The following is a 24,583-nucleotide window of genomic DNA, read 5'->3' as shown; positions in this document are numbered from 1 at the left end:
GTAGTGTCGCCTTTATGCCGCACCCCGGAAACGCGCGGTTTTGGCATTCCGCTGCGGAAACCAGCCTCGCGCAAGCTTCAAATTTCGCTGCCAAGTTACTGATTTTTTTGAACGCTTTTGCTTTCCCCGTTTTCCACAGGCGCTTCACACAATATCTTGTGGTTAAAAATGGGTTTCAATCTATGGCTTGACGAATCTGTGCCGTGGGAGGAAAGTGACACTTATGTTGCGGCGGCAACGGACCGGAAAGTAACGAGGCCGGTTCTTCTCCATCTTGAGCGCGCAAGTCCAAAGCGGCGTCCCGGCCATGAGGGGACGGTTCGCCGCTGGATTCCGCACGCCTTTCGGAAACCGCCAAAAACATGACGCGGGGACTGGCGGCAGGAAGCTGTTGATACTATATTTAGTATTCCACACTATGCTTGCAGCCGAATAAGCCACGATATACAGGGATCACATCCAAGGATGAACATCCCTTTCAGATCGGCAACAACCGGCTGCGCGAAGGCATCGCACGGCTGGACCGGATTTTTGCGCCCTTCACCGGGCGCCCAATGGACGAGGACAGGAAACCATGCGCATTGAACGCCGCTTCACGAAGCCCGGCCAATCGCCTTATGCGGAGATCGACTTCCGCAAGGCCGTCAGTGAAATCAAGAACCCGGACGGATCGATCGTGTTCCGTCTGGCGGACATCGACGTTCCCGCGCAGTTCAGCCAGGTTGCCACCGACGTTCTGGCGCAGAAATATTTCCGCAAGGCCGGCGTGCCGAAGTTCCTGAAGAAGGTCGAGGAAAACGATGTTCCTTCCTTCCTGTGGCGCTCCGTTCCCGACGAAAAGGCCCTGAAGGATGTGCCGGAAGCCGAGCGTTTCGGCTCCGAAACCGATGCGCGTCAGGTTTTCGACCGTCTGGCTGGCACCTGGGCCTATTGGGGCTGGAAGGGCAAATATTTCTCGTCCGAAGAAGATGCTCTGGCCTTCCGCGACGAGCTTGCCTACATGCTCGCCACCCAGCGCGTTGCGCCGAATTCCCCGCAATGGTTCAACACCGGCCTGCACTGGGCCTATGGCATCGATGGCCCCGGCCAGGGCCATTTCTATGTCGACCCCTTCACCGGCAAGCTGACCAAGTCCAAGTCCGCTTACGAACATCCGCAGCCGCATGCCTGCTTCATCCAGTCCGTTGAGGACGACCTCGTCAATGAAGGCGGCATCATGGACCTGTGGGTGCGTGAAGCGCGCCTGTTCAAATACGGTTCCGGCACCGGCTCCAACTTCTCCTATCTGCGCGGCGAAGGCGAAAAGCTTTCCGGCGGCGGCCGCTCCTCCGGCCTGATGAGCTTCCTCAAGATCGGCGACCGCGCAGCGGGCGCCATCAAGTCCGGCGGCACCACCCGCCGTGCGGCGAAGATGGTCGTTGTCGATGCCGACCACCCCGATATCGAAGCCTATATCGACTGGAAGGTGAACGAGGAGCAGAAGGTTGCCGCTCTCGTGACCGGCTCCAAGATCGTCGCCAAGCACCTGAAGGCGATCATGAAGGCCTGCGTCAACTGCGAGGCTGACAATGGCGATTGCTTCGACCCGGCCAAGAACCCTGCCCTGAAGCGCGAAATTCGCGCTGCCAAGAAGGACATGGTGCCGGAAAACTACGTCAAGCGCGTCATCCAGTTCGCCGAGCAGGGTTACAAGGACATTCAGTTCAAGACCTATGACACGGATTGGGATTCGGAAGCCTATCTGACGGTTTCGGGCCAGAACTCCAACAACTCCGTCTCGCTGAAGGACGACTTCCTGCGCGCTGTCGAAAATGACGGCGACTGGAACCTCACCGCCCGCAAGGACGGCAAGGTCATGAAGACGCTGAAGGCCCGCGACCTCTGGGAAAAAATTTCCCACGCCGCCTGGGCATCGGCAGACCCCGGCCTGCACTTCAACACCACCATGAACGACTGGCACACCTCGCCGGCCGCCGGCCCCATCCGCGCCTCCAACCCGTGCTCGGAATATATGTTCCTCGACGACACGGCCTGCAACCTCGCCTCGCTGAACCTTCTGCAGTTCAAGGATCAGGCGACGAAGCGCATCGATATCGCCGACTACGAACATGCTGTCCGCCTGTGGACCGTCGTGCTCGAAGTGTCCGTCATGATGGCGCAGTTCCCGTCGCGCCAGATTGCCGAACTTTCCTACGAATACCGCACGCTCGGCCTCGGTTACGCCAATATCGGCGGTCTCCTGATGTCCTCGGGCATTCCCTATGACAGCGCCGAAGGCCGCGCCATTGCCGGTGCGCTCACCGCCATCATGACCGGCGTGTCCTACGCCACCTCGGCCGAAATGGCCGGCGAGCTTGGCCCCTTCCCCGGCTTTGCGCCGAACCGCGACAACATGCTGCGCGTCATCCGTAACCACCGCCGCGCCGCCCATGGCCAGTCGGAAGGTTATGAAGGCCTGTCGGTCAACCCGGTCGCGCTCATCCATGGCGATTGCCCGGATCAGGACCTGATCGCCCATGCCGTTGCCGCCTGGGACAAGGCGCTGACGCTCGGCGAACAGCATGGCTACCGCAACGCCCAGACGACGGTTATCGCGCCGACCGGCACGATCGGCCTCGTGATGGATTGCGACACGACCGGCATCGAACCCGACTTCGCGCTGGTGAAGTTCAAGAAGCTCGCCGGCGGCGGCTACTTCAAGATCATCAACCGCGCCGTTCCGGATGCGCTGCGTTCGCTTGGGTATTCCGAAAGCCAGATCGCCGAAATCGAAGCCTATGCCGTCGGCCATGGCAATCTCAACCAGGCGCCCGGCGTCAACCCTTCCACGCTGAAGGCCAAGGGCTTTACCGATGAGAAGATCGAGGCCGTCAACGGCGCGCTGAAGAGCGCCTTCGACATCAAGTTCGTCTTCAACCAGTGGACGCTCGGCGCCGACTTCCTCAAGGAAACGCTGAAGGTTTCCGACGAGCAACTCTCCGATATGAGCTTCAACCTGCTCGAGCACCTCGGCTTCGGCAAGAAGGACATCGAAGCGGCAAACGTTCACGTCTGCGGCGCGATGACGCTGGAAGGCGCACCGTTCCTGAAGGCCGAGCATCTGCCGGTCTTCGATTGCGCCAATCCCTGCGGCAAGATCGGCAAGCGTTATCTCTCGGTCGAATCGCATATCCGCATGATGGCGGCGGCACAGCCCTTCATCTCGGGTGCGATCTCCAAGACGATCAACATGCCGAACGATGCGACGGTGGAAGATTGCGGCGCGGCCTACATGCTCTCCTGGAAGCTGGCGCTGAAGGCAAACGCCCTTTACCGCGATGGTTCCAAGCTTTCCCAGCCGCTCAACGCCTCACTGGTGGAAGATGAGGACGAAGAGGACCTGATCGAAGAGCTGATCCAGCAGCCGCTCGCCCAGCAGGCCGTGACGATCACCGAAAAGATCGTCGAACGCGTCATCGAGCGTGTCTCGCGCGAGCGTGAAAAGCTGCCGAACCGCCGTCAGGGTTACACCCAGAAGGCAACCGTTGGCGGTCACAAGGTCTATCTGCGCACCGGCGAATTCGGTGACGGACGCATCGGCGAAATCTTCATCGACATGCACAAGGAAGGTGCCGCCTTCCGTGCGATGATGAACAACTTCGCCATCGCCATCTCGCTCGGCCTGCAATATGGCGTGCCGCTGGAAGAATATGTGGAGGCCTTCACCTTCACCAAGTTCGAACCGGCCGGCATGGTGCAGGGCAACGACGCGATCAAGAACGCCACGTCGATCCTCGACTACGTGTTCCGCGAACTCGCCGTCTCCTATCTCGGCCGCCACGATCTGGCCCATGTCGATACGTCGGATTTCTCCAATACCGCACTCGGCAAGGGCATCCAGGAAGGCAAGACCAACCTCGTTTCCACCGGCTGGACCCGCGGTTACAAGCCGACGCTGGTTTCCAGCAATGGCGGCGAACGGTCGTCTTCCGAGCCGAAGGGCTCGGCAACGGCCACCCCTGCCCGTGGTTCCGCCAACGTCACCTCCTTCGCCGGCTCCGCCGCCCGCAAGCTGGAACCGACGGTCTCCATCGCAACCTCCGAAATCGTCTCCTTCAAGCGGGACTATGAAGAGCGCGCCAAGGAACTGGCCGAAGAAATCGCCGAGGAAGTCATCGACGACGTCGCTCAGGAATCCCAGCAGACGGCAACCGCCCTCTTCTCCGACAAGGCCGCCGCTGACGCTGCATCGGCCAAGACGGAAGCCAAGAAGGTGGAAAACGAACGCCGCATGCGCTCGATTGCACAAGGGTATACGGGCAACATGTGCTCGGAATGCCAGAACTTCACGATGGTGCGGAACGGCACCTGCGAGAAGTGCGATACTTGCGGTGCGACGAGTGGGTGCAGCTGATAAATACAGGGATAAGTGGTAACGCCACTTTTAAATTCCTAAAGTTGATATGAACATATCCCCGCAGCGATTGGTTCGCTGCGGGGATTTTTGTTAAGGAACCAAAATGCGTTGTTCGCACTGCTTAGTAAATTTTCATGACAATTGGCTTCCTGGAACTTTCTACAGGCGTAACCAACCAACAGGTTGGACATACCATACCGCTGCATGTCCAGCATGCGAACGACTAACTATCGTAATTGAAAATGATGACGGCGAGCAGCGAATTGTAGAACCGATTTCCACGTCAAGAGGACCAATTTCTAATTTTGTTCCTTCTGAAATATCAATAGACTACACAGAAGCATGTAACGTTCTACCGATTAGCCCCAAGGCTTCAGCGGCGCTAGCGCGCCGTTGCTTACAGAACATTCTAAATACATTTGGATACAAAGCAAAAGATCTGGCGAAACAGGTAGATGCCTTAATTAACGAGACAGATCCCAAAAAAGCGTTGCCAATAGGCTTGCATGAAACGATAGATGCTATCCGCAATTTTGGAAACTTTTCTGCTCATCCGATAGATGAAAAAACGACGCTGCAAGTAATCGATGTCGAGGCGGAAGAGGCCGAATGGTGCCTTGAAATATTAAAAGAATTGTTCGAACATTTTTACGAACGCCCAGCAATTGCAGCTCAGAAAAAGGCTGCGCTAGATGCAAAGCTAGCAGCAGCAGGAAAGCCACCATCGAAATAACTACCAAGACATACAACACGCCGAGAGTGCGAATAATATGGCGACAATGGCTGGTAAAATCGATCAAACCGACTGGGTCCGTCTTCGCGCGATGACTGATGAAGAGGCGGAAACCAATGCGCTGACCGATCCAGACAATCCGCCGCTTTCCGCCAAGCAGCTCGCCTCGGCCCCCAGAATGCCACGCATCAAAATCATCCGCCGGGCGCTAAAGCTGACGCAGGAGGAGTTTTCCGTCCGTTATCATATTCCGCTCGGCACCCTGCGCGATTGGGAACAGGGTCGAAGCGAGCCGGATCAACCGGCCCGCGCTTATCTAAAGGTCATCGCCGTCGATCCGGAGGGAACGGCGGCCGCGCTTCGTAAAGGCGCGGCCTGACCCATCTCACCCCATAAAATCCACCAGCAACTTCACATTCAATCCCGCAATCACCACCGCGATCAACCACGCAAAGGCCGAGAGCCAGAGCGGCGAGCGCAGCTCGCCCATCTTGGCCTTATCGGCGGTGAACATCACGAGCGGGAAGACGGCGAAGGAGAGTTGCAGGCTCAGCACCACCTGCGTCAGGATCAGCAGTTCCGCCGTGCCGCTATCGCCGTAGAAGATGGTCACGCCGGCGGCGGGGACGATGGCGATGGCGCGGGTGATGAGGCGGCGCAGCCAGGGGGCGAGCCGCATCTTGAGGAAACCCTCCATCACGATCTGGCCGGCAAGCGTTGCCGTGACGGTGGAATTGATGCCGCAGCACAACAGCGCCACGCCGAAGAGCGTCGGCGCAATGGCAAGGCCAAGCAGCGGCGCGAGCAGATTATGGGCTTCGCCGAGTTCGGCGACATTGGTCTGCCCCGTCTTGTTGAAGGTCGCCGCCGCGAGGATAAGGATCGAGGCGTTGATGAGGAGCGCGAACATCAGCGCGATGGTGGAATCGAGCGTGGCGAATTTCAGCGCCTCGCGTTTTTCGGCAATCGTCTCGCCGATTTCGCGGGTCTGCACGATGCCCGAATGCAGATAGAGATTATGCGGCATGACGGTGGCGCCGAGAATGCCGAGCGCCAGATAGAGCATGTCCGGATTGGTGACGATCTCCGTCGTCGGCGCAAAACCGAGGATCACCTGCCCCCAGTCGGGATCGGCCAGCGCCACCTGAATGGCGAAACACACGGCGATGACGCCAAGCAGCGTGATGACCAGCGCCTCCACCCAGCGGAAACCGAGCTTTTGCAGATAAAGGATCAGGAATACATCGAGCGCGGTTATGAGAACGCCGAGTTCGAGCGGAATGCCGAAAATGAGGTTGAGGCCGATGGCCGTGCCGATGACCTCGGCGATATCGGTGGCGATGATGGCGATTTCCGCCAGCAGCCACAGCACCATGGCTACGGGTTTTGGATAGGCGTCACGACAGGCCTGGGCGAGATCGCGGCCGGAGGCAATCGCCAGACGGGCGCAGAGCGATTGCAGCACGATCGCCATGATGTTCGAGACCAGCGCGACGGTGAGCAGCGTATAGCCGAACCTTGAGCCGCCGGCGAGCGATGTCGCCCAGTTTCCCGGATCCATGTAACCGACCGCAACGAGATAGCCGGGGCCGAAAAACGCCATCGCCCGGCGAAACGTGCCGGCATTCGGCTTGACCCTGATCGAACCGTGCACGTCGGACAGCGACAGATCGTCGCCATTCCGCCGCCATCCAAAGACAGGCTTGTCCATTCTCTGAACTTTCAAATGGGAGGCAATTTAATGCAATTGCAAATCATTCGCATAAACAGAACAGGCTGGCAAGCGGGCTTTTGGCCCACGCGCCATCACAGGCCATTGCCGGGCGTTTTGCCGGCGGGCCTTGCGGCAGAGGACACCATTTCCCGCGCCAGACAGGAAAGCCATGTCGAAAGCAGCCGGATCAAGCACACACAGGATGGCCGGAGCGCGCACCGTCCCGCAGCAGGCTTCCGTCTGGCGACTGCACCCGCCCATTGACAGTTGCGATGGCGTGCCGTGTACACAGAGGCACGATACACATCAGGCATATTTCAGAAGGAGCAGCCGCGTGAACCTGATCGCCCATGTCGAAATTCCGGTACTTGATATTGAAAGGGCGATGCGTTTTTACGGCGCCGTTTTCGGTGTGAGCTTTGCGGAAATCGTCACGATCCACGACAATAAAATGGCCTATTTCCCCTTCGTGGAAGGCAGGGACGGCGCAAGCGGCGCACTCGCCCAGGGTGAGACCTATGTTCCCACCAAAGACGGGGCGATCATCTATCTTGGCGTCAAGGACATTGACGATGTCCTTGAGAGAGCCGTGCGGCAGGGCAGCGAGATCCTGTTTCCCAAAACGCCGGTCGATGACACGCTCTTCGTCGCCGAGATTTCCGACAGCGAGGGAAACCGCATCGCGATCCAGTCCGTCTGATCGACCGGTTGCGTGGCGGGCCGAAGAATGGCCGGAACATCATTCCGGTCTGCGCGCCGCACCCGTGGCGGCGACAGGTTCGGCCACGCAGGTCGCGTCCTCACGGCCTTGTCATCACCCCTGCCCCCACCAGGGCGGAACAGCCGCGCCATGCCTGCGTTGATCTTCAGGGAAACAACTCAATTCCGGGGAAGTTCATGCGACACGGCAGTAAATTCAGCCTGGTGAACCATCCTAGCCGATGGCCGGAATATATCATGGCGCATCGGCGGCCACGCGACTGGCTGATGACGATCAGCGGTATTGTCCTGCTGTTCGTGGTCGCCGCCGCGGTTGCCATGGGTTATCTCGTCACCAGCCATCCCGGCAAGCCGGAGCCCAATCCCGGCATCGTGGAGGAACAGGCAACGGAAAACGGCGGATAAGCGGCGGGCGGGCGCAGGACGCGCCGCTCATCAGCTGAGGCCCGCAAGATGCCCGCTGAACTGCGCCTCGTGCAGGCGGCTGTAATGACCCTTGGCGGCCAGAAGTTCGGCATGGGCGCCGGTTTCGGCAATGCCTGTCTGGTCCACCACCACGATGCGCGAGGCATCGCGGATCGTCGCCAGCCGGTGAGCGATGACGAGCGTGGTGCGGCCTTTGGCAAGCTCCGTCAGCGATTGCTGGATGGCCCGCTCCGTTTCCGTATCGAGCGCCGAGGTCGCCTCGTCCAGAATGAGGATCGGCGGGTTCTTGAGGAACATGCGGGCGATGGCAAGACGCTGCTTCTGCCCACCCGACAATTTCACACCGCGTTCGCCGATGACAGTATCGAGCCCGAGCGGCATGGCCTCGATGACGCTGTCGAGGCGCGCGCGCCGCGCGGCATCCATGATCTCCCCGTCAGAGGCGCCAAGCCGGCCATATTCGATATTCTCGCGGATCGTGCCGCCAAACAGGAAGACGTCCTGCTGCACGATGCCGATCTGGTTGCGCAGCGACGCAAGCTTCATCTTGCGAATATCGATACCGTCAATGGTGATCGCACCGCTGGTGACATCGTAAAAGCGCGGCAAAAGCGAGCAGAGCGTCGTCTTGCCCGCACCCGAGGGACCAACAAAGGCGACCGTTTCGCCGGCGCTGATCTTCAGGTCGATATTGGCGAGGACCTGTTTGCCCTCGGCATAGCCGAAACCGACATGGCGATATTCGATGCTGCCGGAAAGCGCCGGTGCCTCGATTGCGTCAGGCGCATCGACGATATCAGGCGCCGTGTCCAGAAGTTCGGTGAAGCGGCGGAAACCGGCAATGCCCTTCGGATAGGTCTCGATGACCGAATTGATCTTTTCCACGGGCCGGAAAAACACGCCGACCAGCAGCAGGAAACCGACAAAACCGCCTTCCGTCAGGCCGCCCGTCAGCACGAACCAGGCGCCGCAGATCATCACGATCATCTGCGTCAGGCGCATGCTCATGTAGCTGAGCGAGGTGCTGGCAGCCATGATCTTGTAGGCATCCAGCTTCGTGCGGCGGTATTTCTGGTTGTCCTTCTCGAACAGCGCGCGCTCGTGGTCCTCGTTGGCGAAGGCCTGCACCACCCGCATGCCACCGACATTTTCCTCGATACGGGCGTTGAAATCCCCGACACGACCATAAAGCGCGCGGAAATTCTGCGTCATGCGGCCGCCGTAACGGCTGGTCACCCAGGCGGTAACGGGCACGACGGCGGCGGTGATGAGCGCCAGCGGCACATTGACCGACAGCATCAAGAGGAAAGCGCCGATGAAGGTCATGATGGCGATGAACAGATCCTCGGGGCCGTGGTGGGCCACCTCGCCGATCTCTTCCAGATCCTTGGTCAGCCGCCCGACCAGATGGCCGGTCTTCTGGTTATCGAAATAACGGAAGGAGAGTTTTTGCAGGTGATCGAAGGCCAGACGCCGCATGTCGGTTTCGATATTGATGCCGAGCATGTGTCCCCAATAGGTGACCGTCGCCATCAGCCCGGTATTCAACACGTAGATGACGAGCAGCCCCACGGAGGCGGCAAGGATGATCGCCCATTCACCGCCCGGCAAAAGCACGTCAACGAAGGCCTTCACGGCCATCGGAAAACCGAGTTCAAGCACGCCGGACAAAACCGCGCAGGAGAAGTCGAGAATGAAGAGACCACGATAGGGACGGTAATAGGCGAAGAAACGGCGCAGCATGGCATGACCTGGAGAGGGGGCGCGGCAAAACGCGCGCCGCGGAAAAACGGGAGTTTAATTGTCATATTTCAATGCGCGCGCCAAGACCGATGTTCTATTTTTACCAAAATCGTTCAATAGCTTCCGCAATAAACACACAACGGTAATGTGATCGGATTATATTGCACTTATATGTATCGGTGTGACAGAGTGAATGCACCCCTTTTGGGGGAGAATGCGAGAAAGAGCCTGCCGTGAGTAACAATGACAGCCGTAAGCCCAGTGGCGAACCGAGATGGCTTGGTCCCGCCAGCCCGACGCGGATCGCCCTGATCCCGCCCATCTCGGCTGCGCGCTGGCTTCTCGTTCTCGTCGCCCTTGCGGGCATTTATTTCTTCCACGGTTTTCTGGTTCCGGTTCTCGCCGCTCTCGTCATCGGTTTTGCCAGCTGGCCGGTCTATACCCGGCTTTTGCGGCAGGTGGGTGGCAACACCACGCTCGGCGCCACCATCGCCATCATCCTCATCCTCGCCTTCCTCGTCGTGCCGATCTTCATCGCCGCTTCCTATACGGCTAGCGAAATCCGCGAATGGTTCGGCTGGGCGGTGCATGTCAACAAGACAGGCGCACCGGTGCCCGACTGGATTGCCGCGCTGCCCGGCGTCGGCCCCTGGCTCGGTGAGCAATGGGTGAAATATATCGGCACGCCGGGCGCCATCGGCGAAGTGATCCAGCTCGTCAGCGGCGCCAATATCGGCAATATCTACCGGGCGATCCTGGCCGCCGGCAACGGTGCCTTCCATCTGGTGCTGACCCTGCTGTTCATGCTGATCGCGCTGTTCTTCGTCTATCGCAACGGCGCCGGCTTCACCCGTCAGGTCGATCTCGTGGGCGAGCGTATCCTGCCGACACGCTGGGAGCGCATTTCCCGCGTCGTGCCCGCCACCATCAGCTCCACCGTGACAGGCATGACGCTGATCGCCATCGGCGAAGGCATCATCCTCGGCATCGCCTACTGGATCGCCGGTGTGCCCTCGCCCGTCACGCTCGGCGTGCTCACCGGCGTCATGGCGCTCATTCCGGGCGGCGCGCCGCTCTCGTTTACGCTGGTGTCGATCTATCTGGTCGCCAGCGGCTCCCCGGCCTACGGTCTGGCGCTGTTCCTCTGGGGGTCGGTCGAACTTTTCATCGTCGACAAGACCATCCGCCCGAAACTCGTCGGCGGACCGATCAAGCTGCCCTTCCTGCCCACCTTTTTCGGCCTCGTCGGCGGCGTCAAGACCATGGGTTTCCTCGGCCTCTTCATCGGCCCGGTGCTGATGGCGCTGCTGGTCGCGATCTGGCGCGAATGGGTACGCGAAGTGGAAATCTCCGCCGCTGCCAGCACCGAGGCTCCACCGCCGCCATCCACGCAGGAAAGCACCGTTGATGAGGTTGCCGCGCTTGAAGACAATAGCGGGGAAACGACGGCGTTGCGGAAAGCGGCGTTTTGATTGGTGAGGCCGGCGGCGGACGCCTCTGCTCCGGCGCCGACACATAGTCCTCAAACCGCGCATCCGTCATGCTCGGGCCTGTCCCGAGCATCTGCCATCGATTGATCCCAAGATGTGTGATCAGATTCTCGGCAAGGGGCCGAGAATGACGCCGAGGGAATGTTATCCCCCGGAACCTGCACCGGGCAGCCGTGGCAAGGCAGAGGACGACGTGCAGGATGCGGCAAGGTCTCGGCAAACGCACGCCGCAGGCTTAAAGCGCCTTCTCCATGAACAGGCTGAGCGGATCCGGCCTGTAGGGTGCGAAGGCCTCGATCTCCACAAATCCCGCCTTGCGGTAAAGGCCGATCGCTTCCGGCTGGCTGATGCCGGTTTCGAGCCGGATGGCGGAAAGGCCAAGCTCGGCACCGCGCGCGACAAGCGTATCCATGATCAGTTTGCCGATCCGCAAACCCCGCGCATCGGGATCAACGAACATGCGCTTGACCTCCGCCGTGCCATCGCCCGCCTCCACCAGCGCGCCGCAGCCAACCACACGGCCATCATGCCGCGCCACGAAAAACGAGACATTGTCCTGCTCGAGCGCGCCGATATCGACCAGATGATTGCTCTCGGCCGGGTAAAGCGACGCCATATAGGCGTTGGAAAGGTCGATGAGGCGCAGAACCGCTTCCTGCCGGGGTGTTTCAAGCTTGATTTCGATGGCCAATGCGATGCCTGCTTTCTCTCAAAAAATGCGTATTTCGTCGTAATGTCACTGCAATCGCGATAGATGAGTTTCTAGAGCATTATTCCCGACAGAGGCAACACACCCCATGAAAACAGCCCTCGTTCTCATGACCTTCCTTGGCTGCGACGACAGCGCCACCGATTGCCATTACCTCGCCACCTCGCAGCAGCGCTGGACGAGCATCGAACTGTGCGACGCCGTGTCGGAAAAGGAACTGGAACGTTACGCCAACGCGCCCTACCCCGTCGTGGTGGCCGTGTGCCAGACACCGGGTGAGCAGGCCCCGCAGACGGCCGGCGCGCAACCTCCCGCCACGGCACCGGCGACTACACCGCAGGCAACGGCGGCGGTTACGCCGAAGGAAGAGGAAAGCCTCACCAAACAGGCAATCAGCCGCGTCAGCCGTATCCTGCCTTCCACCGAAGGCATAAAGCACCTCCTCGGGACACCGGTGAGGATGGTTGAAAACAGCTATTCCTGGATCGCCAAGCGGTTCGACAAGTGATTGCTGGGAAATGTCACGCCAGCTTTCTTTGCCGCTGCAATGCGGAGGTTTCCTGTGAGAGGATGCACCTGCGGAAACCCGGACCTTACGCCGCCTCGACCGTCAGCGCTTCCGCATAATACCGCGCCTTCTGCCGTTCTTCGGCAATGGCGAGCTTGCGCACGGCATGCAGCAGCTCGAACAATGTTTCGGAACCGTTGACGTCGCGGAAATGCGCCAGCAATTCCGCCGAGACGGAGGCCGCCACATCGGAAAGCTGCGAACGGGCCGCGCGCCGCCACATCAGCGTCGCCTCGATGAAGACATCGACGACATCACCCGAAAGACCGATCGACTGGAACAGGGCCTTCAGCGCGTGCGGCCGCCCGGTCGCCAGAATGGCGCGCACCTTGCGGTCATCGAGACCGGAGAGATTGACCATGGCCGCCGTGAAGAATTCCAGCCGGCCCGAACAGACGGCATGGATGAGCAGCGCCGGCGTCAGTTCCAGCCGCTGGCGCAGATGCTCCACCAGCGCCGGCAGTTCCGGCGCGGAAACGCCGGCGGCGATAAGGATGGTGGCGGAATCCTCCGCCTCGCGGAAAAGATTGTCGGCGCGGTTTTGCGCGATCATCGCGTGAACCAGCGCCGAACCCGCCAGAGCTTCGCTGATGCGGCCCATCAACAGGTGGCGCGCATCGGCGGGCAGTTCGTCGCGGCAAAGCAGGAGGTCGCGTATATCGGCATCGCAGCCATGGCGCTCGGCAATACGCCGCAGTGAAAACGGCGTGATGAAGGCATCGTCATTTTCGAGCAGGATGATGGTTTCCGGCAGATCGCCGACTTCGGCAAGTGCGGCGCAGACACCGCGCGGCAGGCCGGGCCTTGCGGCAATGAGGGAGCGCGTCAGGCTTTCGCCGCGCCCGGCAAGATCGACCAGATCGGCCTCACCCAGAACCGGCGAACGGGCAATCACCGTGCAGGCGATTTCCGGCTGGTCTTCGGCAAGTGAAACAAGAATGGCGCGCGGTGCGTCATGGGCATCCGCCAGCGCCTCGGCAAGCGCCAGCCGCACACGTGGCGAAGGGTCGTCAAGCAGATAGGTCATCGCCATATAGGCGGCATCGCGGTTCTCCCGCGCCATGTCGGAATGCAGATAGGCACGGCCGAGAGCATTGGCGGCCTTTGCCCGCTCGGTCGATCCAGCCTTTTCAGACCAGCGAAGAAATGCCTGTACGATCACCTGAGCCTCGAAACACATTCGCAACAATGGATGACGGCATCATCGCCGCCACCATGTATAAAACTCTAGGCGCAAATGGTTTACGTTTGGTTCACCATAAAAATTAACCGCCGCAGAAGAAGGACTATATTTACGGCGCAGTAGAGGGGCGTTGCAGCTGGAATACATCGCTGCCGCCGTCGCAATAATCCATATAGCCCATGCGCGCCACGGGGCGAGCAAGCCCCATGTCGATGCGACCATCGCGTATGATCGTCTCATCGATATGGATCGCCATGACCTGACCGATCACCATCCAGGACTCCGAAGGCTTTCCATCGACGTCCTCAAGCTGCTGTATCTGGGTGACACGGCATTCCAGAACCGCCAATGCCTCGCCCACGAAGGGCGCATCCACCACCCGGCCATCGACGGCGGTGAGGCCGGCGAGCCGGAACTCATCGACATCATAGGCAACCGGTGCGGAAGAGGCATTCATGCGGTCGATCAGGTGGCGGCTGACGAGATTGGCGGTGAAGACGCCGGTCTCCTCGACATTGCGAAGGCTGTCCTTCCTGCCGCTGGAAGAAAACATGACGAGCTTCGGCCGATCCGAAATCGCGTTGAAGAAGGAATAGGGCGAGAGGTTCATGGAACCGTCCCTGCCCTTCGAGCCGATCCAGCCGATCGGCCGCGGCGCGACGATGGCCTTGAAAGGATCATGCGGCAGGCCGTGCCGGTTGGTATCGGTGGTATAGAACATCAGATGTCCCCAACCCAGCTGACGACATCGGCCAGCTCCGGGCGCGGCCGCTCCACCGGCGGGAATGTCGTCGAGCCGATGTGAATATAGCCCGCCACCTTTTCTTCCGGGCTGACGCCGGTTTCCGCCAGGAAGGCCGGATCGAAGGCAAGCCATTCCGTCAGCCAGTTTGCGGCAAAACCATTGGCATTGGCCGCGAAGATGACGTTGAGGCACACGGCGCCGGCGGACATGACCTGTTCCCATTCCGGAATCTTGAAATGCGGCTTTGCGGTGCTGATGACGGCGATGACGACGGGTGCGCGGGTAAAGCGCGTCCGTTCCGCTTCCTGCTGCTGCAGGTCGAGCTCGGGGTTCTTCTCAAGCGCGATCCTGAGCGCCGTCTCGCCGAGACGCACCCGCTCCTCACCGCGATAGACCACGAAACGCCAGGGCGCGAGCTTGCCATGGTCGGGCACACGCACGGCAAGACGCAGTATATCCTCGATTTCCGCCTTCGAAGGCCCGGGCTCGCAAAGCTGCAGGGCGGGGGTGGAACGGCGAAGCTTGAGATAATCGAGGAGCTTGATATCGCTTGTCATGATCAAAAATCTTCCATTCTGCTGTCATCGCGAAAATATGGGCCTTGAAATAGCCACGGCATTGGTTTTGAAGTGGTCCGGGAAAATCAAGAAGTCAATCGGTATCGAAAATGTCTGCAATCAAAATCGCGGCACGTCTGACCATTGCATGTGCCGCGCTTGGCCTTTTATCGCAAGCCGCTTTTTCGCAGGATGCCTTTAAAGACTTCAAGCAGCTCGGCGGCACGCCGAAAATGCCGAAACTCAATGCTTTCACCGCCCCGACGGCACCCAATGCCCCGGAAAGCACCGCCCGCGACATCGCCATGGAAGCCAAGCTGACCAGCGAAGGCGAAGCGGTGAAGGAAGGCCTGTCCTGGCGCGTCTTCAGCCCCATCCCCGGTACGGACGGCAAGCTGCCGATGCTGGCAAGTTCGGAGGGCGGTTCGGCGGAATTTCATCTGGTGCCGGGCGAATATTTCGTCAATGTCGCCTTCGGTCGCGCCGGCGTCACCAAGAAACTCAATATCCCGGCCTCCGGCAACGTCCAGAAACAGGTGCTGATTCTCGATGCGGGCGGTTTCGTGCTGAATGCGGTCGCGGGTTCCGACAGGCAGATTTCCGGCAACCAGCTGAAATTTTCCGTTTATTCCTCCGACGCTCGCCCGGATGGGGAACGCGGCCTCGTCATGGCCGATATCAAACCCAACACCATCGTCCGCCTCAATGCCGGCACCTATCACGTGGTTTCCGAATACGGCAACGTCAACGCGGTGGTGCGCGCCGATATCCAGGTTGAAGCCGGCAAACTCACCGAAGCGACCCTGCAGCACCGGGCGGCGCAGATCACCCTGAAACTGGTATCGGAAGAAGGTGGTGAGGCGATTGCCGATACGGCCTGGTCCGTGCTGAACGGCGGCGGCGACGTGGTGAATGAAAGCGTCAGCGCGTTTTCGACCATGGTTCTGGCGGAAGGCGAATATACCGCCATCGCCCGCAACAAGGACAAGGTCTTCCAGCGCAATTTCAAGGTTACGTCAGGCCAGGATTCCGATGTGGAAGTGCTGATGAAGGATCAGGCGCCGGAAGACATGACCGGGGATTTCGAGTAGGCGTCACCTACATCTCATCCGTCATGCCGGACTTGATCCGGCATCCAGCCACGACGCGTCTGCGTCGTGAAGAGGGTCCAGCGCGATCAAGGACTTGATCGCGCTGGACCCCGGATCTAGTCCGGGGTGACGGACGTGACTGCGTCGCCTTTGCCAGTGAAATTACCCGCACATCCCCCACAAACAAAAACGGCCCCGAAGGGGCCGTAACTGTTATCAGGCAAGCTGCTTCTTCGCCGCAAGCTTGCGCTTCACATCCGGCGGCGTCGCCTCGTCCACGAGGCTCGCAATCGCGTCTTCCAGCGACATCGGCGTCTGGTTCTGCGAACCGAGACGGCGGATGTTGACGGTGCGCTCCTCCGCTTCCTTGCGGCCGCAGACGATGATGACCGGAACCTTGGTCACCGAATGCTCACGGATCTTGTAGTTGATCTTCTCGTTGCGGAAGTCGGTTTCCACCGCCATGCCCGCCTCGCGCAGCGCTTCAGCCACTTCACGACCGTAATCATCCGCATCCGAAGTGATCGTCGCGACCACGACCTGAAGCGGCGCGAACCACAGCGGCATATGACCGGCGAAGTTCTCGATGAGAATGCCGAGGAAACGCTCCATGGAGCCGCAGATGGCACGATGGATCATCACCGGCTGCGTCTTTTCGGAGTTCTGGTCGATATAGAAGGCGCCGAAGCGTTCCGGCAGGTTGAAATCCACCTGCGTCGTGCCGCACTGCCATTCGCGGCCGATGGCGTCCTTCAGCGTATATTCGAACTTCGGCCCGTAGAACGCGCCCTCGCCCGGCAGGATGCCGGTCTTGATGCGGCCTTCGGACTGCTCTTCGATGGTCTTCAGAACATCCATCATCACGCTTTCGGCGCGATCCCAGAGATCGTCGGAACCGACGCGCTTTTCCGGGCGCGTGGACAGCTTGACGACGACTTCGCTGAAGCCGAAATCCTCATAGACGGAGAGGATCAGGTCGTTGATGCGCAGGCACTCCGCCGCCATCTGCTCTTCCGTGCAGAAGACATGCGCATCGTCCTGCGTGAAGCCGCGAACGCGCATCAGGCCATGCAGCGCTCCGGAAGCCTCATAACGATGCACAGTGCCGAATTCCGCAAGGCGGACGGGCATTTCGCGGTAAGACTTCAAGCCATGCTTGAAGATCTGTACGTGACCCGGGCAGTTCATCGGCTTCAGGGCAAAGACGCGCTGATCGGCTTCCTCGTCATCGGGATGGGTGAAGGCATGGGCGGATTTCACCGCGAACATGTTTTCCTGATACCAGCCCCAGTGACCGGAGGTTTCCCACAGCGATTTGTCCAGCACCTGCGGCGCATTGACTTCCTGATAGGTATTGGCGAGCCGGCGGCGCATATAGGCCGTCAGCGTCTGGAACATGCGCCAGCCCTTGCCGTGCCAGAAAACGACGCCCGGCCCCTCTTCCTGAAAATGGAACAGGTCCATTTCGCGGCCGAGGCGGCGGTGGTCGCGCTTTTCGGCTTCGGCCAGAATGTGGAGATAATTGTCCAGCTCTTCCTGCGTCGCCCAGGCGGTGCCGTAGATGCGCGACAGCATCGCATTGTTGCTGTCACCGCGCCAATAGGCTCCGGCCACCTTCATCAGCTTGAAGGCCGTGCCGATCTGCCCCGTCGAGGCCATATGCGGGCCGCGGCAGAGATCGAACCAGTCGCCCTGATAATAGATCTTCAGGTCCTGACCTTCGGGAATGGCGTCGACCAGCTCGACCTTGTAGTTCTCGCCCTTGGCGGCAAAAACTTCCTTGGCCTTTTCGCGCGACCAGATTTCGCGGGTAAACGGCTTGTTGCGCTGAATGATCTCCTTCATCCGCTTTTCGATCTTCGGCAGATCTTCCGGCGTGAAGGGTTCGTTCTTGGCGAAGTCGTAATAAAAGCCGTTCTCGATGACAGGGCCGATCGTCACCTGCGTGCCGGGCCACAGTTCCTGCACGGCTTCCGCCATGACGTGCGCGGCATCGTGGCGGATGAGTTCCAGCGCACGCCCGTCTTCACGCGTGACGATCTCGATTTTGCCATCGGTGATGGTCTCGGACAAATCGCGCACAGTACCGTCAAGCGCAATGGCGACAGCCTTCTTGGCAAGCGATTTGGAAATGGATTCGGCGACCTCGCGGCCGGTCGTACCGGCGGGGTAGCTGCGCACGGATCCATCGGGAAATGTAAGGGAAATGGCTTCAGACATCGTCTAGTGCTCCTGTCCAGTCCCGCCAACGAATGCGGGTGGTGTTGGAATAATGATCTGCCCGCGACAGGCGGACAGGCAGGCTGATAAAGGCTTTTGCCATTGCAGTCAAAGGCGAAGGATAGCTCAGCGAAGCATTTGCGCGAGACCATTGACCGTATTGGCGTTGCGGGTGGTGCCGATACCGAGCCTTTTGGTGGTCAGCACGGACCGCAGCCTGCTCTCGCTCGGCTTACCGCAAAAATCGATCCATAGATCGCCGCCGGCAAGAGCGATTCTTTCCCTTTCGCGGTATTTCTCCAGCAATTCGAGGACGCCGTTGTCCAGCGGCGCCCGCATCACCCGGACGCAGACATCCGGCGGATTGCCCTGGGCGAAAGGATTGTCCGCCGCCAGTTTCAGCCAGTCGTCACCCGAACGAACGAGAATATCGACATGTTTGCCGAAACGGTGTTCAAAGGCGCGCTCCAGCCTGTCCTCAATCTCGTGAACAGATGCCGCCCCGGCGCGAAAAACCAGATTTCCCGTAGCGACCAAGGTTCTGCATTCGGCAAATCCCAGCTCTTCCGCCAATGCCCGCAGATCGGCCATGACGAGCCGCTTGCCGGCGCCCAGCACGATGCTGTGCAGCAGGGCCACATAGTCATTCATCGATGCAGGCTCCAGTAACGCCACGGCATCCACCAGCGCCTGCTGCCATCGAGCACTTCCGGCACCGGGTCCAGCCCGCTGGTGCCGCCCGGCCCGCAGCGCGCAACGCGAAACAGCGTCATCCATCCGCCGGCCCAAAGCCCGTGTCGGGCGATGGCTTCATAACCATATTCGGAACAGGTCGGAATATGACGGCAGGAATTTCCGACGAAGCCGGAGAGTGTCAATTGATAAAGCCGGATGAAACCGACGCCCAGAAGCCGCCCCGGCGTCTTGGCGAAACTGCCCGTCCAGTTGCGGGATCGGCCCGCTTTTTCCGCCGTCTGCTGGTGCCGGCAACCCGGTTCGCCGCACATCGCCTAACCCGCGGCGTTCAGAGCCGGCCGTCCCTCGATCTGGTCGAGCGCATCGACCACCGCTTCGAAGGTCAGCATGGTGGAGGCGTGGCGCGCCTTGAAATCGCGCACCGGCTGAAGCACCCGCATATCCTCGAAACGGCCCGTCGGCCCCTCGCCGTCCTGTTTCAGCATGGCGAGCATGTCTTCCCGCGCCTGCCGGATTTCGCCGCTGGAAGCCCCGATGATGTGGTGCGCCATGATGGAGGCGGAGGCCTGACCGAGCGCACAGGCGCGAACCTCATGCGAAAACGCCGTCACGACGCCGCCTTCGACCTTCAGATAGACCTTGAGCTTCGAACCGCACAGCCGCGAGTGTTTCTCGGCGCTGGCATCGGCATCCTCAAGAACCCCGACAAGCGGAATATTCCCGGCAAAGTCCAGAATGCGATTATTGTAGATGTCGTCCATCGTCGGTGCCCGGCGCGCTCAAGAATGTCCAAAAACAGGACAGGTCAGATTTTTCAAACACAGCGTTTGTCGCGGTGAAGCTTTCCTGCCCTTCGTTCTCATTATATGCTAACGAGCTTTCTGGACATCAAGCCGTGATCAAATTAACGGCTCCGATACCGAAATAACAGCATCGGCCTTGCCAAAATGCTGTAAAACAACCAGATAGCAGCAGCTGCGAACAAGAGTTCGCGATGAAAAACGAATTCAGGTGCGGCCTTTACCCGCATCGGGAGAGACGAAATGGATGCGATCGTGAAGAATTTCCCCGGCGCTGGCGCAAAACCCGACGTGGCCGAGGCTCGCCCAAGCCAGGCGGAAGCGGAAGAAGCAGTACGCGTTCTTCTGCGTTGGGCAGGAGAAAACCCTGCCCGCGAAGGCCTTCTGGATACGCCCAAGCGCGTTGCCAAGGCCTATCGTGAGCTTTTTGCCGGTTACGAGCTGAATGTTCAGGACGTGCTGGGCACGACCTTCGAGGAAGTCGGCGGTTATGACGATGTGGTGCTGGTGCGCGACATCCCCTTCTTCTCCCATTGCGAACACCATATGGTGCCGATCGTCGGCAAGGCGCATGTCGCCTATCTTCCGGCCGGCCGCGTGCTTGGCCTGTCGAAGATCGCCCGCGTCGTCGAAATCTTCGGCCGCCGCCTGCAGACGCAGGAAAACATGACCGCGCAGATCGCAAGATCGATCGAGGAAACCTTGAAACCGCGCGGCGTGGCCGTCATGATCGACGCCGAACATATGTGCATGTCCATGCGCGGCGTCAACAAGCAGGGGTCGACAACACTGACCACCAGCTTCACCGGCACGTTCAAGAACGACCCGGCCGAACAGGTACGCTTCATGACCATGGTGCGGAACCGCTAAGCGCCGGACCGAAGGCCGTAACGCGGTTTTCTGAAAATCCGATGCGCAAGAAAATCCAGAGTGGCGGAAGCGATTCCTTTCATCCGCCGCTCCCACCGTTCCGCTAGTTGATTTTCCGGGGTTACCATGTCCATTCCCTTTCCATCCGCCCCCGCGGATAAGGAAGTGCTCGAAAACGCAGGTCTTTTTTCACCGAAATTCGATGAACACGGCCTTGTCACCGCCGTGGTGACTGATGCCCGTGACGGCGAATTGCTGATGGTCGCCCATATGAATGCGCAAGCCCTGTCGCTGACGCTGGAAACCGGCATCGCCCACTATTACAGCCGCTCGCGCGGCAAGATCTGGAAGAAGGGCGAAACCTCCGGCAACCTGCAGACGGTGAAGGAATTCCGCACGGATTGCGACCAGGACGCCGTTTGGCTGAAGGTCTCCGTCGCCGGCCACGACGCCACCTGCCACACCGGTCGCCGCTCCTGCTTCTACCGCACGGTGGGGCTTGCCGACGGCAAGGCCGTGACCACGATTACCGACGACACCCGCCATTTCGATCCGGCGACGACCTATTCCGGCACATGAACGGCCGCCTTCCATCGGCCGCACCAATTTGCTACCAATATAGCAGGTTCCGGGGATAAGGGCGGAACCTTGTTGAACTGGCAGGGAGTGCGGTCATGTTGGGATGGGGAAATCGTCACAATCAGCTCGCGGCTGGCAACCCGGAAGACCTTGAGCCACCCGTTGTCGACGCACGTGTCGATACGCGCCGGATCGCGCTGGCACTCGGTGGCGGCGCCGCCCGCGGCTGGGCGCATATCGGCGTCCTGCGGGCACTCGACGAGGCCGGAGTGAAGATCGGCATGATTGCCGGAACCTCGATCGGCGCTCTGGTGGGCGGTTGTTATCTCGCCGGCAAGCTTGACGAACTGGAAGAATTCGCCCGCTCCCTGACGATGCGCCGCATCGCCGGCCTGCTCGATCTGACGATTGGCGGCGGCGGGCTTTTCGGCGGCATGCGCCTTACCAAACGCATGCAGGAGCATCTGGAAGGCCTGCGCGTCGAAAACCTCGAACACCCCTTCATCGCGGTCGCCACCGAACTGCGCACCGGTCACGAAGTCTGGATTCATCAGGGCGATCTTGTCACGGCCTTGCGCTCATCCTATGCGCTGCCGGGAATTTTTGAGCCCGTGCAATGCAATGGCCGCACCCTGATCGATGGCGCGCTCGTCAATCCCGTGCCGGTTTCGGTCTGCCGGGCCTATGAGCAGGCACTCGTTGTTGCCGTCAACCTCAATTACGATCTTTTCGGCCGCTCCGCCGTGGTCAAACACGCCGCATCCTCGACGGGCGGCTCCGCATCGGTGACGGACAGCACACCGCGCCCCGGCCTGCCGGGTGTCATGGTGCAGGCCTTCAACATCATTCAGGACCGGATTTCGCGCTCCCGTCTCGCCGGCGATCCGCCCGACCTCATGCTGCACCCGCGCATCAACGATATCGGCCTGTCGGAATTCCATCGCGCCAGCGAAGCCATCGACAGGGGATATGAAGAAACGCGCTCCCGCATTCCGGAACTGGAGCGGATGCAGCAGGCCTTCCGGCGCTGAGGAAGTCCTACCTACCCGGAGCCTCTCCAGTTCGTACGTCTTTGTAAATTGAGTTGATCTTACTCAGCACCGCTTCATCGTCTGTATCGACTTCGTAGAACGTACTGTCGATGGCTCGGATTGTCACCCAAGTCTTGTCCGTCTGCGTTTGTTCCGAGCCGACAAACTCACCCCAGATAACCTGCCGCGTATTCTCTGCCAGGGCTGCTAATTCGGAGCCCGAAAGCTGGACATTGTGCCGCGCTAATTCTTCCAGCTGCTCGCCACCTTCACCTGTGGCCTCAAACCATTCGTGCCTGGGTTTGGACGACTTGACGGTCGAAACAACCCAATTTGCTTCGAAAGAGCGAGGCGCCAAAAGCCGCAGCAAGTCCCTCAGGTCAAGAGCAAGGACGTGCTGTTTGAGATCGTAAATTCTAAGTGTCGTCATAGTGTTCTCCTTGACGCCACGAGCCGCATTGGGAGCAGAACTTGTCAACCCGGCCTAGGGCACGCCCCGTCTGCACGGAATCGTTTGAAGTGCTCTGTCTCTTCGTTGTAGCGCGTTATCCCGACGTGAAACCGACGCACTTTCACCGAAAATGCCCTGCCCCCTGCGCGAAGCCTCATCCGGCGATATAGGCCTTGATGTGCTCCGCCTCGGCCTCGATCTCGCCGATCCGCGCCTTCACCACGTCACCGATGGAGATGATGCCGGCAAGGCGGCCATTTTCCTCGACCGGAATATGGCGGAAACGTCCGCCCGTCATGATTTCCATCAGCTCGTCGGTGGTTGAATTGTGGTGACAGCGGATGACGTTCTTGGTCATGGCCACGGAGACGGATTGCAGCAGGGAAGCGGCGCCCTGGCCCGCCACGGCCTTCACCAGATCGCGCTCCGTGAAAATACCGAGAACGACACCTTCGGCATCCGTGACGACGACGGAACCGATCTTGTGCGCATGCAGCGTTGCCGCGGCCTCGCCGATGCTGACCTCGGGCCTGACGGTCACGACGTCCCTGCCCTTGCGGTCGAGAAGATCCTTTACGAATGTTGGCATGCCTTCCTCCTCTTGTCGGCGATCCGCACCGCGCCGCAGCCTCCCCCGGCGGTTGCAAATCATGCACCATGGTGCGCTGAGGCCGGTATGAATGCAATCCCGGATGGGACGCGCGCGAGCAAATTTGCGCCACGGCCGACAAGGAGCGTGATCGCGCCCCAAGGCAGGCAGAACCGGCTGAAACACCGCTCTGCCCGATCGGCGTTAGCGCAGCGGGCGGTCGAACAGTCCGAAGAAGAGGAAGCCGAGCACGAAGCCGAAGACGTGCGCATCCCAGGCAATTTCACCGCCGACATCGCCAAACAGCGGCACGCCGACCGCGATCAGCACATTGCCGAAGAGCCACATCAGCGTGAAGATCAAAACCGTGCGGTTGGAAAGCGCGCCGAGAATGCTCTGCCGCGGCATGAGATGGCCAAAGGAGGCGCTGTAGCCACCACGGGCGGGAAAGGCAAAACGGCAAGCCGCCCCCATAAGCGCAGAAACGACACCGGAAGCGCCGATCAGCACCGTCACATCTCCCCAGTTCAGCGCCGCATGGCCAAAGGCTGAAACGGCAGCGGAAATGCCCCATAACAGCACAAAGCGCCATGTTCCGATCCGGCGCAGAACCGGCGCGCCGAAGGCCATCAGCCACAGGCCGTTAAACAGGATATGCTCGATGCCGCCATGCAAGAAGGAATAGGTCACCGGCGTCCAGAGCCATTCCAGGCCCTGCTGCGAAAAAGGCACGGCATAACGCAGCGGAATGAAGCCGAAGGTGAAGATGAACCAGCCATCGCCTTCTTCCGACAGGAGATAGGCAGGAACCACATAAGCGAAAAGCAGTGCCGCCAATATGCCGACCAGAAGCGGCGGCAGGTTGAAGACGGGATTGTTCGCGTCGTCTTTCGGTTCCGGCGTTTCCGAAACCGGCGGCTGTTCGCCGTCCCCGTAGGACATGATCCCATCCCTGTCTTGCTCGAAATTTCTGTCTTTCGAGCAATATAGGAAGCCCGGGCGAAAAAAAAGCCGTCCCGCCCGTCAGGTAGCGAACGCCGCAACCGCAAGGGTTTCAGCGCCGATGCCAGGGGGCGGTCCGGCTTGCCGGCAGGCCGCAGGACTGCGGCGCGGCCAGAAATTGTGCTGACGGGAGCCTTCCCCGACATGGCCGCACCGATGCCACGCGCCTTGCCGCCGCGCAATATCAACCCTTTGTTAACCTTAACAAAACCGGATGGCACGAAAATCGCTTTACCTCCACATACAGACGTTCGGATGGACATGACGTCC

At 60.1% G+C, this 24,583-nt stretch carries 24 protein-coding genes; 11 read left to right on the top strand and 13 right to left on the bottom strand.

Going from position 1 to position 24,583, the window contains the following annotated elements; translation table 11 throughout:
- Positions 1-574 precede the first annotated feature (574 nt).
- The 3 genes from JZX88_RS04870 to JZX88_RS04860 all read left to right on the top strand — a co-directional run bounded on the left by JZX88_RS04870 (position 575) and on the right by JZX88_RS04860 (position 5,508).
- Entirely contained in the window at positions 575-4,393 is a 3,819-nt protein-coding gene (locus JZX88_RS04870) for a vitamin B12-dependent ribonucleotide reductase (RefSeq protein ID WP_206912756.1), read from the top strand.
- A 106-nt stretch (positions 4,394-4,499) separates the two neighbouring features.
- Positions 4,500-5,129 carry a DUF4145 domain-containing protein gene (locus JZX88_RS04865; protein ID WP_206912754.1) on the top strand — a complete coding sequence of 210 codons (630 nt, stop codon included), beginning with the start codon at positions 4,500-4,502 and terminating at the stop codon, positions 5,127-5,129.
- A 46-nt stretch (positions 5,130-5,175) separates the two neighbouring features.
- A complete protein-coding gene (locus JZX88_RS04860; RefSeq protein ID WP_059760469.1) occupies positions 5,176-5,508 on the top strand; it encodes a DNA-binding transcriptional regulator in 333 nt (110 codons plus the stop codon).
- Between the two features lie 6 nt (positions 5,509-5,514).
- Here the strand turns inward: JZX88_RS04860 and JZX88_RS04855 are convergent, their stop codons facing one another.
- Complete coding sequence (locus tag JZX88_RS04855; RefSeq protein WP_206912752.1) at positions 5,515-6,840, bottom strand: Nramp family divalent metal transporter; 1,326 nt, start codon at positions 6,838-6,840, stop codon at positions 5,515-5,517.
- 337 nt (positions 6,841-7,177) lie between these two features.
- On the opposite strand from JZX88_RS04855, the gene JZX88_RS26080 reads away from it, so the two are divergent.
- Together JZX88_RS26080 and JZX88_RS04845 are read left to right on the top strand one after the other, a co-directional pair.
- Positions 7,178-7,543 carry a VOC family protein gene (locus JZX88_RS26080; protein WP_206912750.1) on the top strand — a complete coding sequence of 122 codons (366 nt, stop codon included), beginning with the start codon at positions 7,178-7,180 and terminating at the stop codon, positions 7,541-7,543.
- Between the two features lie 197 nt (positions 7,544-7,740).
- Complete coding sequence (locus tag JZX88_RS04845) at positions 7,741-7,968, top strand: hypothetical protein (protein WP_065115861.1); 228 nt, start codon at positions 7,741-7,743, stop codon at positions 7,966-7,968.
- A 30-nt stretch (positions 7,969-7,998) separates the two neighbouring features.
- On the opposite strand, the gene JZX88_RS04840 is transcribed toward JZX88_RS04845, so the two are convergent.
- The gene (locus JZX88_RS04840; protein ID WP_065115862.1) at positions 7,999-9,732 is read right to left on the bottom strand and encodes an ABC transporter ATP-binding protein; all 1,734 of its coding nucleotides are present in this window, start codon (positions 9,730-9,732) and stop codon (positions 7,999-8,001) included.
- A 233-nt stretch (positions 9,733-9,965) separates the two neighbouring features.
- Here JZX88_RS04840 and JZX88_RS04835 point away from each other — a divergent pair, with 233 nt between their 5' ends.
- Positions 9,966-11,204 carry an AI-2E family transporter gene (locus JZX88_RS04835; protein ID WP_174029558.1) on the top strand — a complete coding sequence of 413 codons (1,239 nt, stop codon included), beginning with the start codon at positions 9,966-9,968 and terminating at the stop codon, positions 11,202-11,204.
- Between the two features lie 253 nt (positions 11,205-11,457).
- Here the strand turns inward: JZX88_RS04835 and JZX88_RS04830 are convergent, their stop codons facing one another.
- Positions 11,458-11,913: a GNAT family N-acetyltransferase gene (locus tag JZX88_RS04830; RefSeq protein ID WP_206912749.1), complete on the bottom strand. Its 456-nt coding sequence runs from the start codon at positions 11,911-11,913 to the stop codon at positions 11,458-11,460.
- Between the two features lie 106 nt (positions 11,914-12,019).
- Here JZX88_RS04830 and JZX88_RS04825 point away from each other — a divergent pair, with 106 nt between their 5' ends.
- Positions 12,020-12,439 carry a hypothetical protein gene (locus JZX88_RS04825; RefSeq protein ID WP_065115865.1) on the top strand — a complete coding sequence of 140 codons (420 nt, stop codon included), beginning with the start codon at positions 12,020-12,022 and terminating at the stop codon, positions 12,437-12,439.
- 85 nt (positions 12,440-12,524) lie between these two features.
- On the opposite strand, the gene JZX88_RS04820 is transcribed toward JZX88_RS04825, so the two are convergent.
- The 3 genes from JZX88_RS04820 to JZX88_RS04810 all read right to left on the bottom strand — a co-directional run bounded on the left by JZX88_RS04820 (position 12,525) and on the right by JZX88_RS04810 (position 14,984).
- The gene (locus tag JZX88_RS04820; protein WP_142859274.1) at positions 12,525-13,679 is read right to left on the bottom strand and encodes a DUF2336 domain-containing protein; all 1,155 of its coding nucleotides are present in this window, start codon (positions 13,677-13,679) and stop codon (positions 12,525-12,527) included.
- A gap of 112 nt (positions 13,680-13,791) precedes the next feature.
- On the bottom strand, positions 13,792-14,403 hold the full coding sequence (locus JZX88_RS04815; protein WP_110757037.1) for a flavin reductase family protein: 612 nt from the start codon (positions 14,401-14,403) through the stop codon (positions 13,792-13,794).
- Complete coding sequence (locus JZX88_RS04810; RefSeq protein WP_174031644.1) at positions 14,403-14,984, bottom strand: nitroreductase; 582 nt, start codon at positions 14,982-14,984, stop codon at positions 14,403-14,405. Before JZX88_RS04810 ends, JZX88_RS04815 begins: the two co-directional genes overlap by 1 nt.
- A gap of 110 nt (positions 14,985-15,094) precedes the next feature.
- Here JZX88_RS04810 and JZX88_RS04805 point away from each other — a divergent pair, with 110 nt between their 5' ends.
- A complete protein-coding gene (locus JZX88_RS04805) occupies positions 15,095-16,075 on the top strand; it encodes a hypothetical protein (RefSeq protein WP_065115869.1) in 981 nt (326 codons plus the stop codon).
- A 216-nt stretch (positions 16,076-16,291) separates the two neighbouring features.
- Here the strand turns inward: JZX88_RS04805 and thrS are convergent, their stop codons facing one another.
- The 4 genes from thrS to JZX88_RS04785 form a co-directional block, all read right to left on the bottom strand.
- Complete coding sequence (gene thrS, locus JZX88_RS04800; protein ID WP_206912747.1) at positions 16,292-18,295, bottom strand: threonine--tRNA ligase; 2,004 nt, start codon at positions 18,293-18,295, stop codon at positions 16,292-16,294.
- A 126-nt stretch (positions 18,296-18,421) separates the two neighbouring features.
- A complete protein-coding gene (locus JZX88_RS04795) occupies positions 18,422-18,946 on the bottom strand; it encodes a DUF1697 domain-containing protein (protein ID WP_206912745.1) in 525 nt (174 codons plus the stop codon).
- Entirely contained in the window at positions 18,943-19,302 is a 360-nt protein-coding gene (gene yidD / locus JZX88_RS04790) for a membrane protein insertion efficiency factor YidD (RefSeq protein WP_174031650.1), read from the bottom strand. The genes JZX88_RS04795 and yidD overlap by 4 nt, the downstream gene beginning before the upstream one ends.
- A gap of 3 nt (positions 19,303-19,305) precedes the next feature.
- Complete coding sequence (locus JZX88_RS04785; RefSeq protein WP_206912744.1) at positions 19,306-19,752, bottom strand: iron-sulfur cluster assembly scaffold protein; 447 nt, start codon at positions 19,750-19,752, stop codon at positions 19,306-19,308.
- A 282-nt stretch (positions 19,753-20,034) separates the two neighbouring features.
- On the opposite strand from JZX88_RS04785, the gene folE reads away from it, so the two are divergent.
- From folE to JZX88_RS04770, 3 genes are all read left to right on the top strand, one after another.
- Complete coding sequence (gene folE / locus JZX88_RS04780; RefSeq protein ID WP_003495569.1) at positions 20,035-20,661, top strand: GTP cyclohydrolase I FolE; 627 nt, start codon at positions 20,035-20,037, stop codon at positions 20,659-20,661.
- Positions 20,662-20,787: 126 nt separating this feature from the next.
- Positions 20,788-21,240 (top strand): phosphoribosyl-AMP cyclohydrolase, encoded by a 453-nt coding sequence (gene hisI / locus JZX88_RS04775; protein WP_174029569.1) that lies wholly within the window; start codon positions 20,788-20,790, stop codon positions 21,238-21,240.
- 95 nt (positions 21,241-21,335) lie between these two features.
- Positions 21,336-22,271 carry a patatin-like phospholipase family protein gene (locus tag JZX88_RS04770; protein ID WP_065115875.1) on the top strand — a complete coding sequence of 312 codons (936 nt, stop codon included), beginning with the start codon at positions 21,336-21,338 and terminating at the stop codon, positions 22,269-22,271.
- Positions 22,272-22,278: 7 nt separating this feature from the next.
- Here the strand turns inward: JZX88_RS04770 and JZX88_RS04765 are convergent, their stop codons facing one another.
- From JZX88_RS04765 to JZX88_RS04755, 3 genes are all read right to left on the bottom strand, one after another.
- Complete coding sequence (locus JZX88_RS04765; protein ID WP_206912743.1) at positions 22,279-22,701, bottom strand: hypothetical protein; 423 nt, start codon at positions 22,699-22,701, stop codon at positions 22,279-22,281.
- A 175-nt stretch (positions 22,702-22,876) separates the two neighbouring features.
- Entirely contained in the window at positions 22,877-23,311 is a 435-nt protein-coding gene (locus JZX88_RS04760; RefSeq protein ID WP_065115877.1) for a CBS domain-containing protein, read from the bottom strand.
- A 204-nt stretch (positions 23,312-23,515) separates the two neighbouring features.
- Positions 23,516-24,253 carry a rhomboid family intramembrane serine protease gene (locus JZX88_RS04755; RefSeq protein ID WP_206912742.1) on the bottom strand — a complete coding sequence of 246 codons (738 nt, stop codon included), beginning with the start codon at positions 24,251-24,253 and terminating at the stop codon, positions 23,516-23,518.
- Positions 24,254-24,583 lie beyond the last annotated feature (330 nt).

Origin of the sequence: Agrobacterium sp. OT33 (assembly GCF_017313365.1) — a bacterium.
GTDB classification, from domain to species: domain Bacteria; phylum Pseudomonadota; class Alphaproteobacteria; order Rhizobiales; family Rhizobiaceae; genus Agrobacterium; species Agrobacterium rhizogenes_A.
The sequence above is the reverse complement of the archived record's forward strand: the minus strand, read 5'-3'. Positions and strand labels throughout refer to the sequence as shown.

What these genes read in the sequence shown, in the direction of transcription:
- thrS (WP_206912747.1), bottom strand. Translation starts at nt 18,295, where the DNA reads ATGTCTGAAGCCATTTCCCTTACATTTCCCGATGGATCCGTGCGCAGC.
- JZX88_RS04805 (WP_065115869.1), top strand. Translation starts at nt 15,095, where the DNA reads ATGTCTGCAATCAAAATCGCGGCACGTCTGACCATTGCATGTGCCGCG.
- yidD (WP_174031650.1), bottom strand. Translation starts at nt 19,302, where the DNA reads ATGTGCGGCGAACCGGGTTGCCGGCACCAGCAGACGGCGGAAAAAGCG.
- JZX88_RS04870 (WP_206912756.1), top strand. Translation starts at nt 575, where the DNA reads ATGCGCATTGAACGCCGCTTCACGAAGCCCGGCCAATCGCCTTATGCG.
- hisI (WP_174029569.1), top strand. Translation starts at nt 20,788, where the DNA reads ATGTCCATTCCCTTTCCATCCGCCCCCGCGGATAAGGAAGTGCTCGAA.
- JZX88_RS04755 (WP_206912742.1), bottom strand. Translation starts at nt 24,253, where the DNA reads ATGTCCTACGGGGACGGCGAACAGCCGCCGGTTTCGGAAACGCCGGAA.
- JZX88_RS04845 (WP_065115861.1), top strand. Translation starts at nt 7,741, where the DNA reads ATGCGACACGGCAGTAAATTCAGCCTGGTGAACCATCCTAGCCGATGG.
- JZX88_RS04855 (WP_206912752.1), bottom strand. Translation starts at nt 6,840, where the DNA reads ATGGACAAGCCTGTCTTTGGATGGCGGCGGAATGGCGACGATCTGTCG.
- JZX88_RS04860 (WP_059760469.1), top strand. Translation starts at nt 5,176, where the DNA reads ATGGCTGGTAAAATCGATCAAACCGACTGGGTCCGTCTTCGCGCGATG.
- JZX88_RS04840 (WP_065115862.1), bottom strand. Translation starts at nt 9,732, where the DNA reads ATGCTGCGCCGTTTCTTCGCCTATTACCGTCCCTATCGTGGTCTCTTC.
- folE (WP_003495569.1), top strand. Translation starts at nt 20,035, where the DNA reads ATGGATGCGATCGTGAAGAATTTCCCCGGCGCTGGCGCAAAACCCGAC.
- JZX88_RS04765 (WP_206912743.1), bottom strand. Translation starts at nt 22,701, where the DNA reads ATGACGACACTTAGAATTTACGATCTCAAACAGCACGTCCTTGCTCTT.
- JZX88_RS04770 (WP_065115875.1), top strand. Translation starts at nt 21,336, where the DNA reads ATGTTGGGATGGGGAAATCGTCACAATCAGCTCGCGGCTGGCAACCCG.
- JZX88_RS04785 (WP_206912744.1), bottom strand. Translation starts at nt 19,752, where the DNA reads ATGGACGACATCTACAATAATCGCATTCTGGACTTTGCCGGGAATATT.
- JZX88_RS04760 (WP_065115877.1), bottom strand. Translation starts at nt 23,311, where the DNA reads ATGCCAACATTCGTAAAGGATCTTCTCGACCGCAAGGGCAGGGACGTC.
- JZX88_RS04865 (WP_206912754.1), top strand. Translation starts at nt 4,500, where the DNA reads ATGCGTTGTTCGCACTGCTTAGTAAATTTTCATGACAATTGGCTTCCT.
- JZX88_RS04795 (WP_206912745.1), bottom strand. Translation starts at nt 18,946, where the DNA reads ATGAATGACTATGTGGCCCTGCTGCACAGCATCGTGCTGGGCGCCGGC.
- JZX88_RS04815 (WP_110757037.1), bottom strand. Translation starts at nt 14,403, where the DNA reads ATGTTCTATACCACCGATACCAACCGGCACGGCCTGCCGCATGATCCT.
- JZX88_RS04820 (WP_142859274.1), bottom strand. Translation starts at nt 13,679, where the DNA reads ATGTGTTTCGAGGCTCAGGTGATCGTACAGGCATTTCTTCGCTGGTCT.
- JZX88_RS04825 (WP_065115865.1), top strand. Translation starts at nt 12,020, where the DNA reads ATGAAAACAGCCCTCGTTCTCATGACCTTCCTTGGCTGCGACGACAGC.
- JZX88_RS04810 (WP_174031644.1), bottom strand. Translation starts at nt 14,984, where the DNA reads ATGACAAGCGATATCAAGCTCCTCGATTATCTCAAGCTTCGCCGTTCC.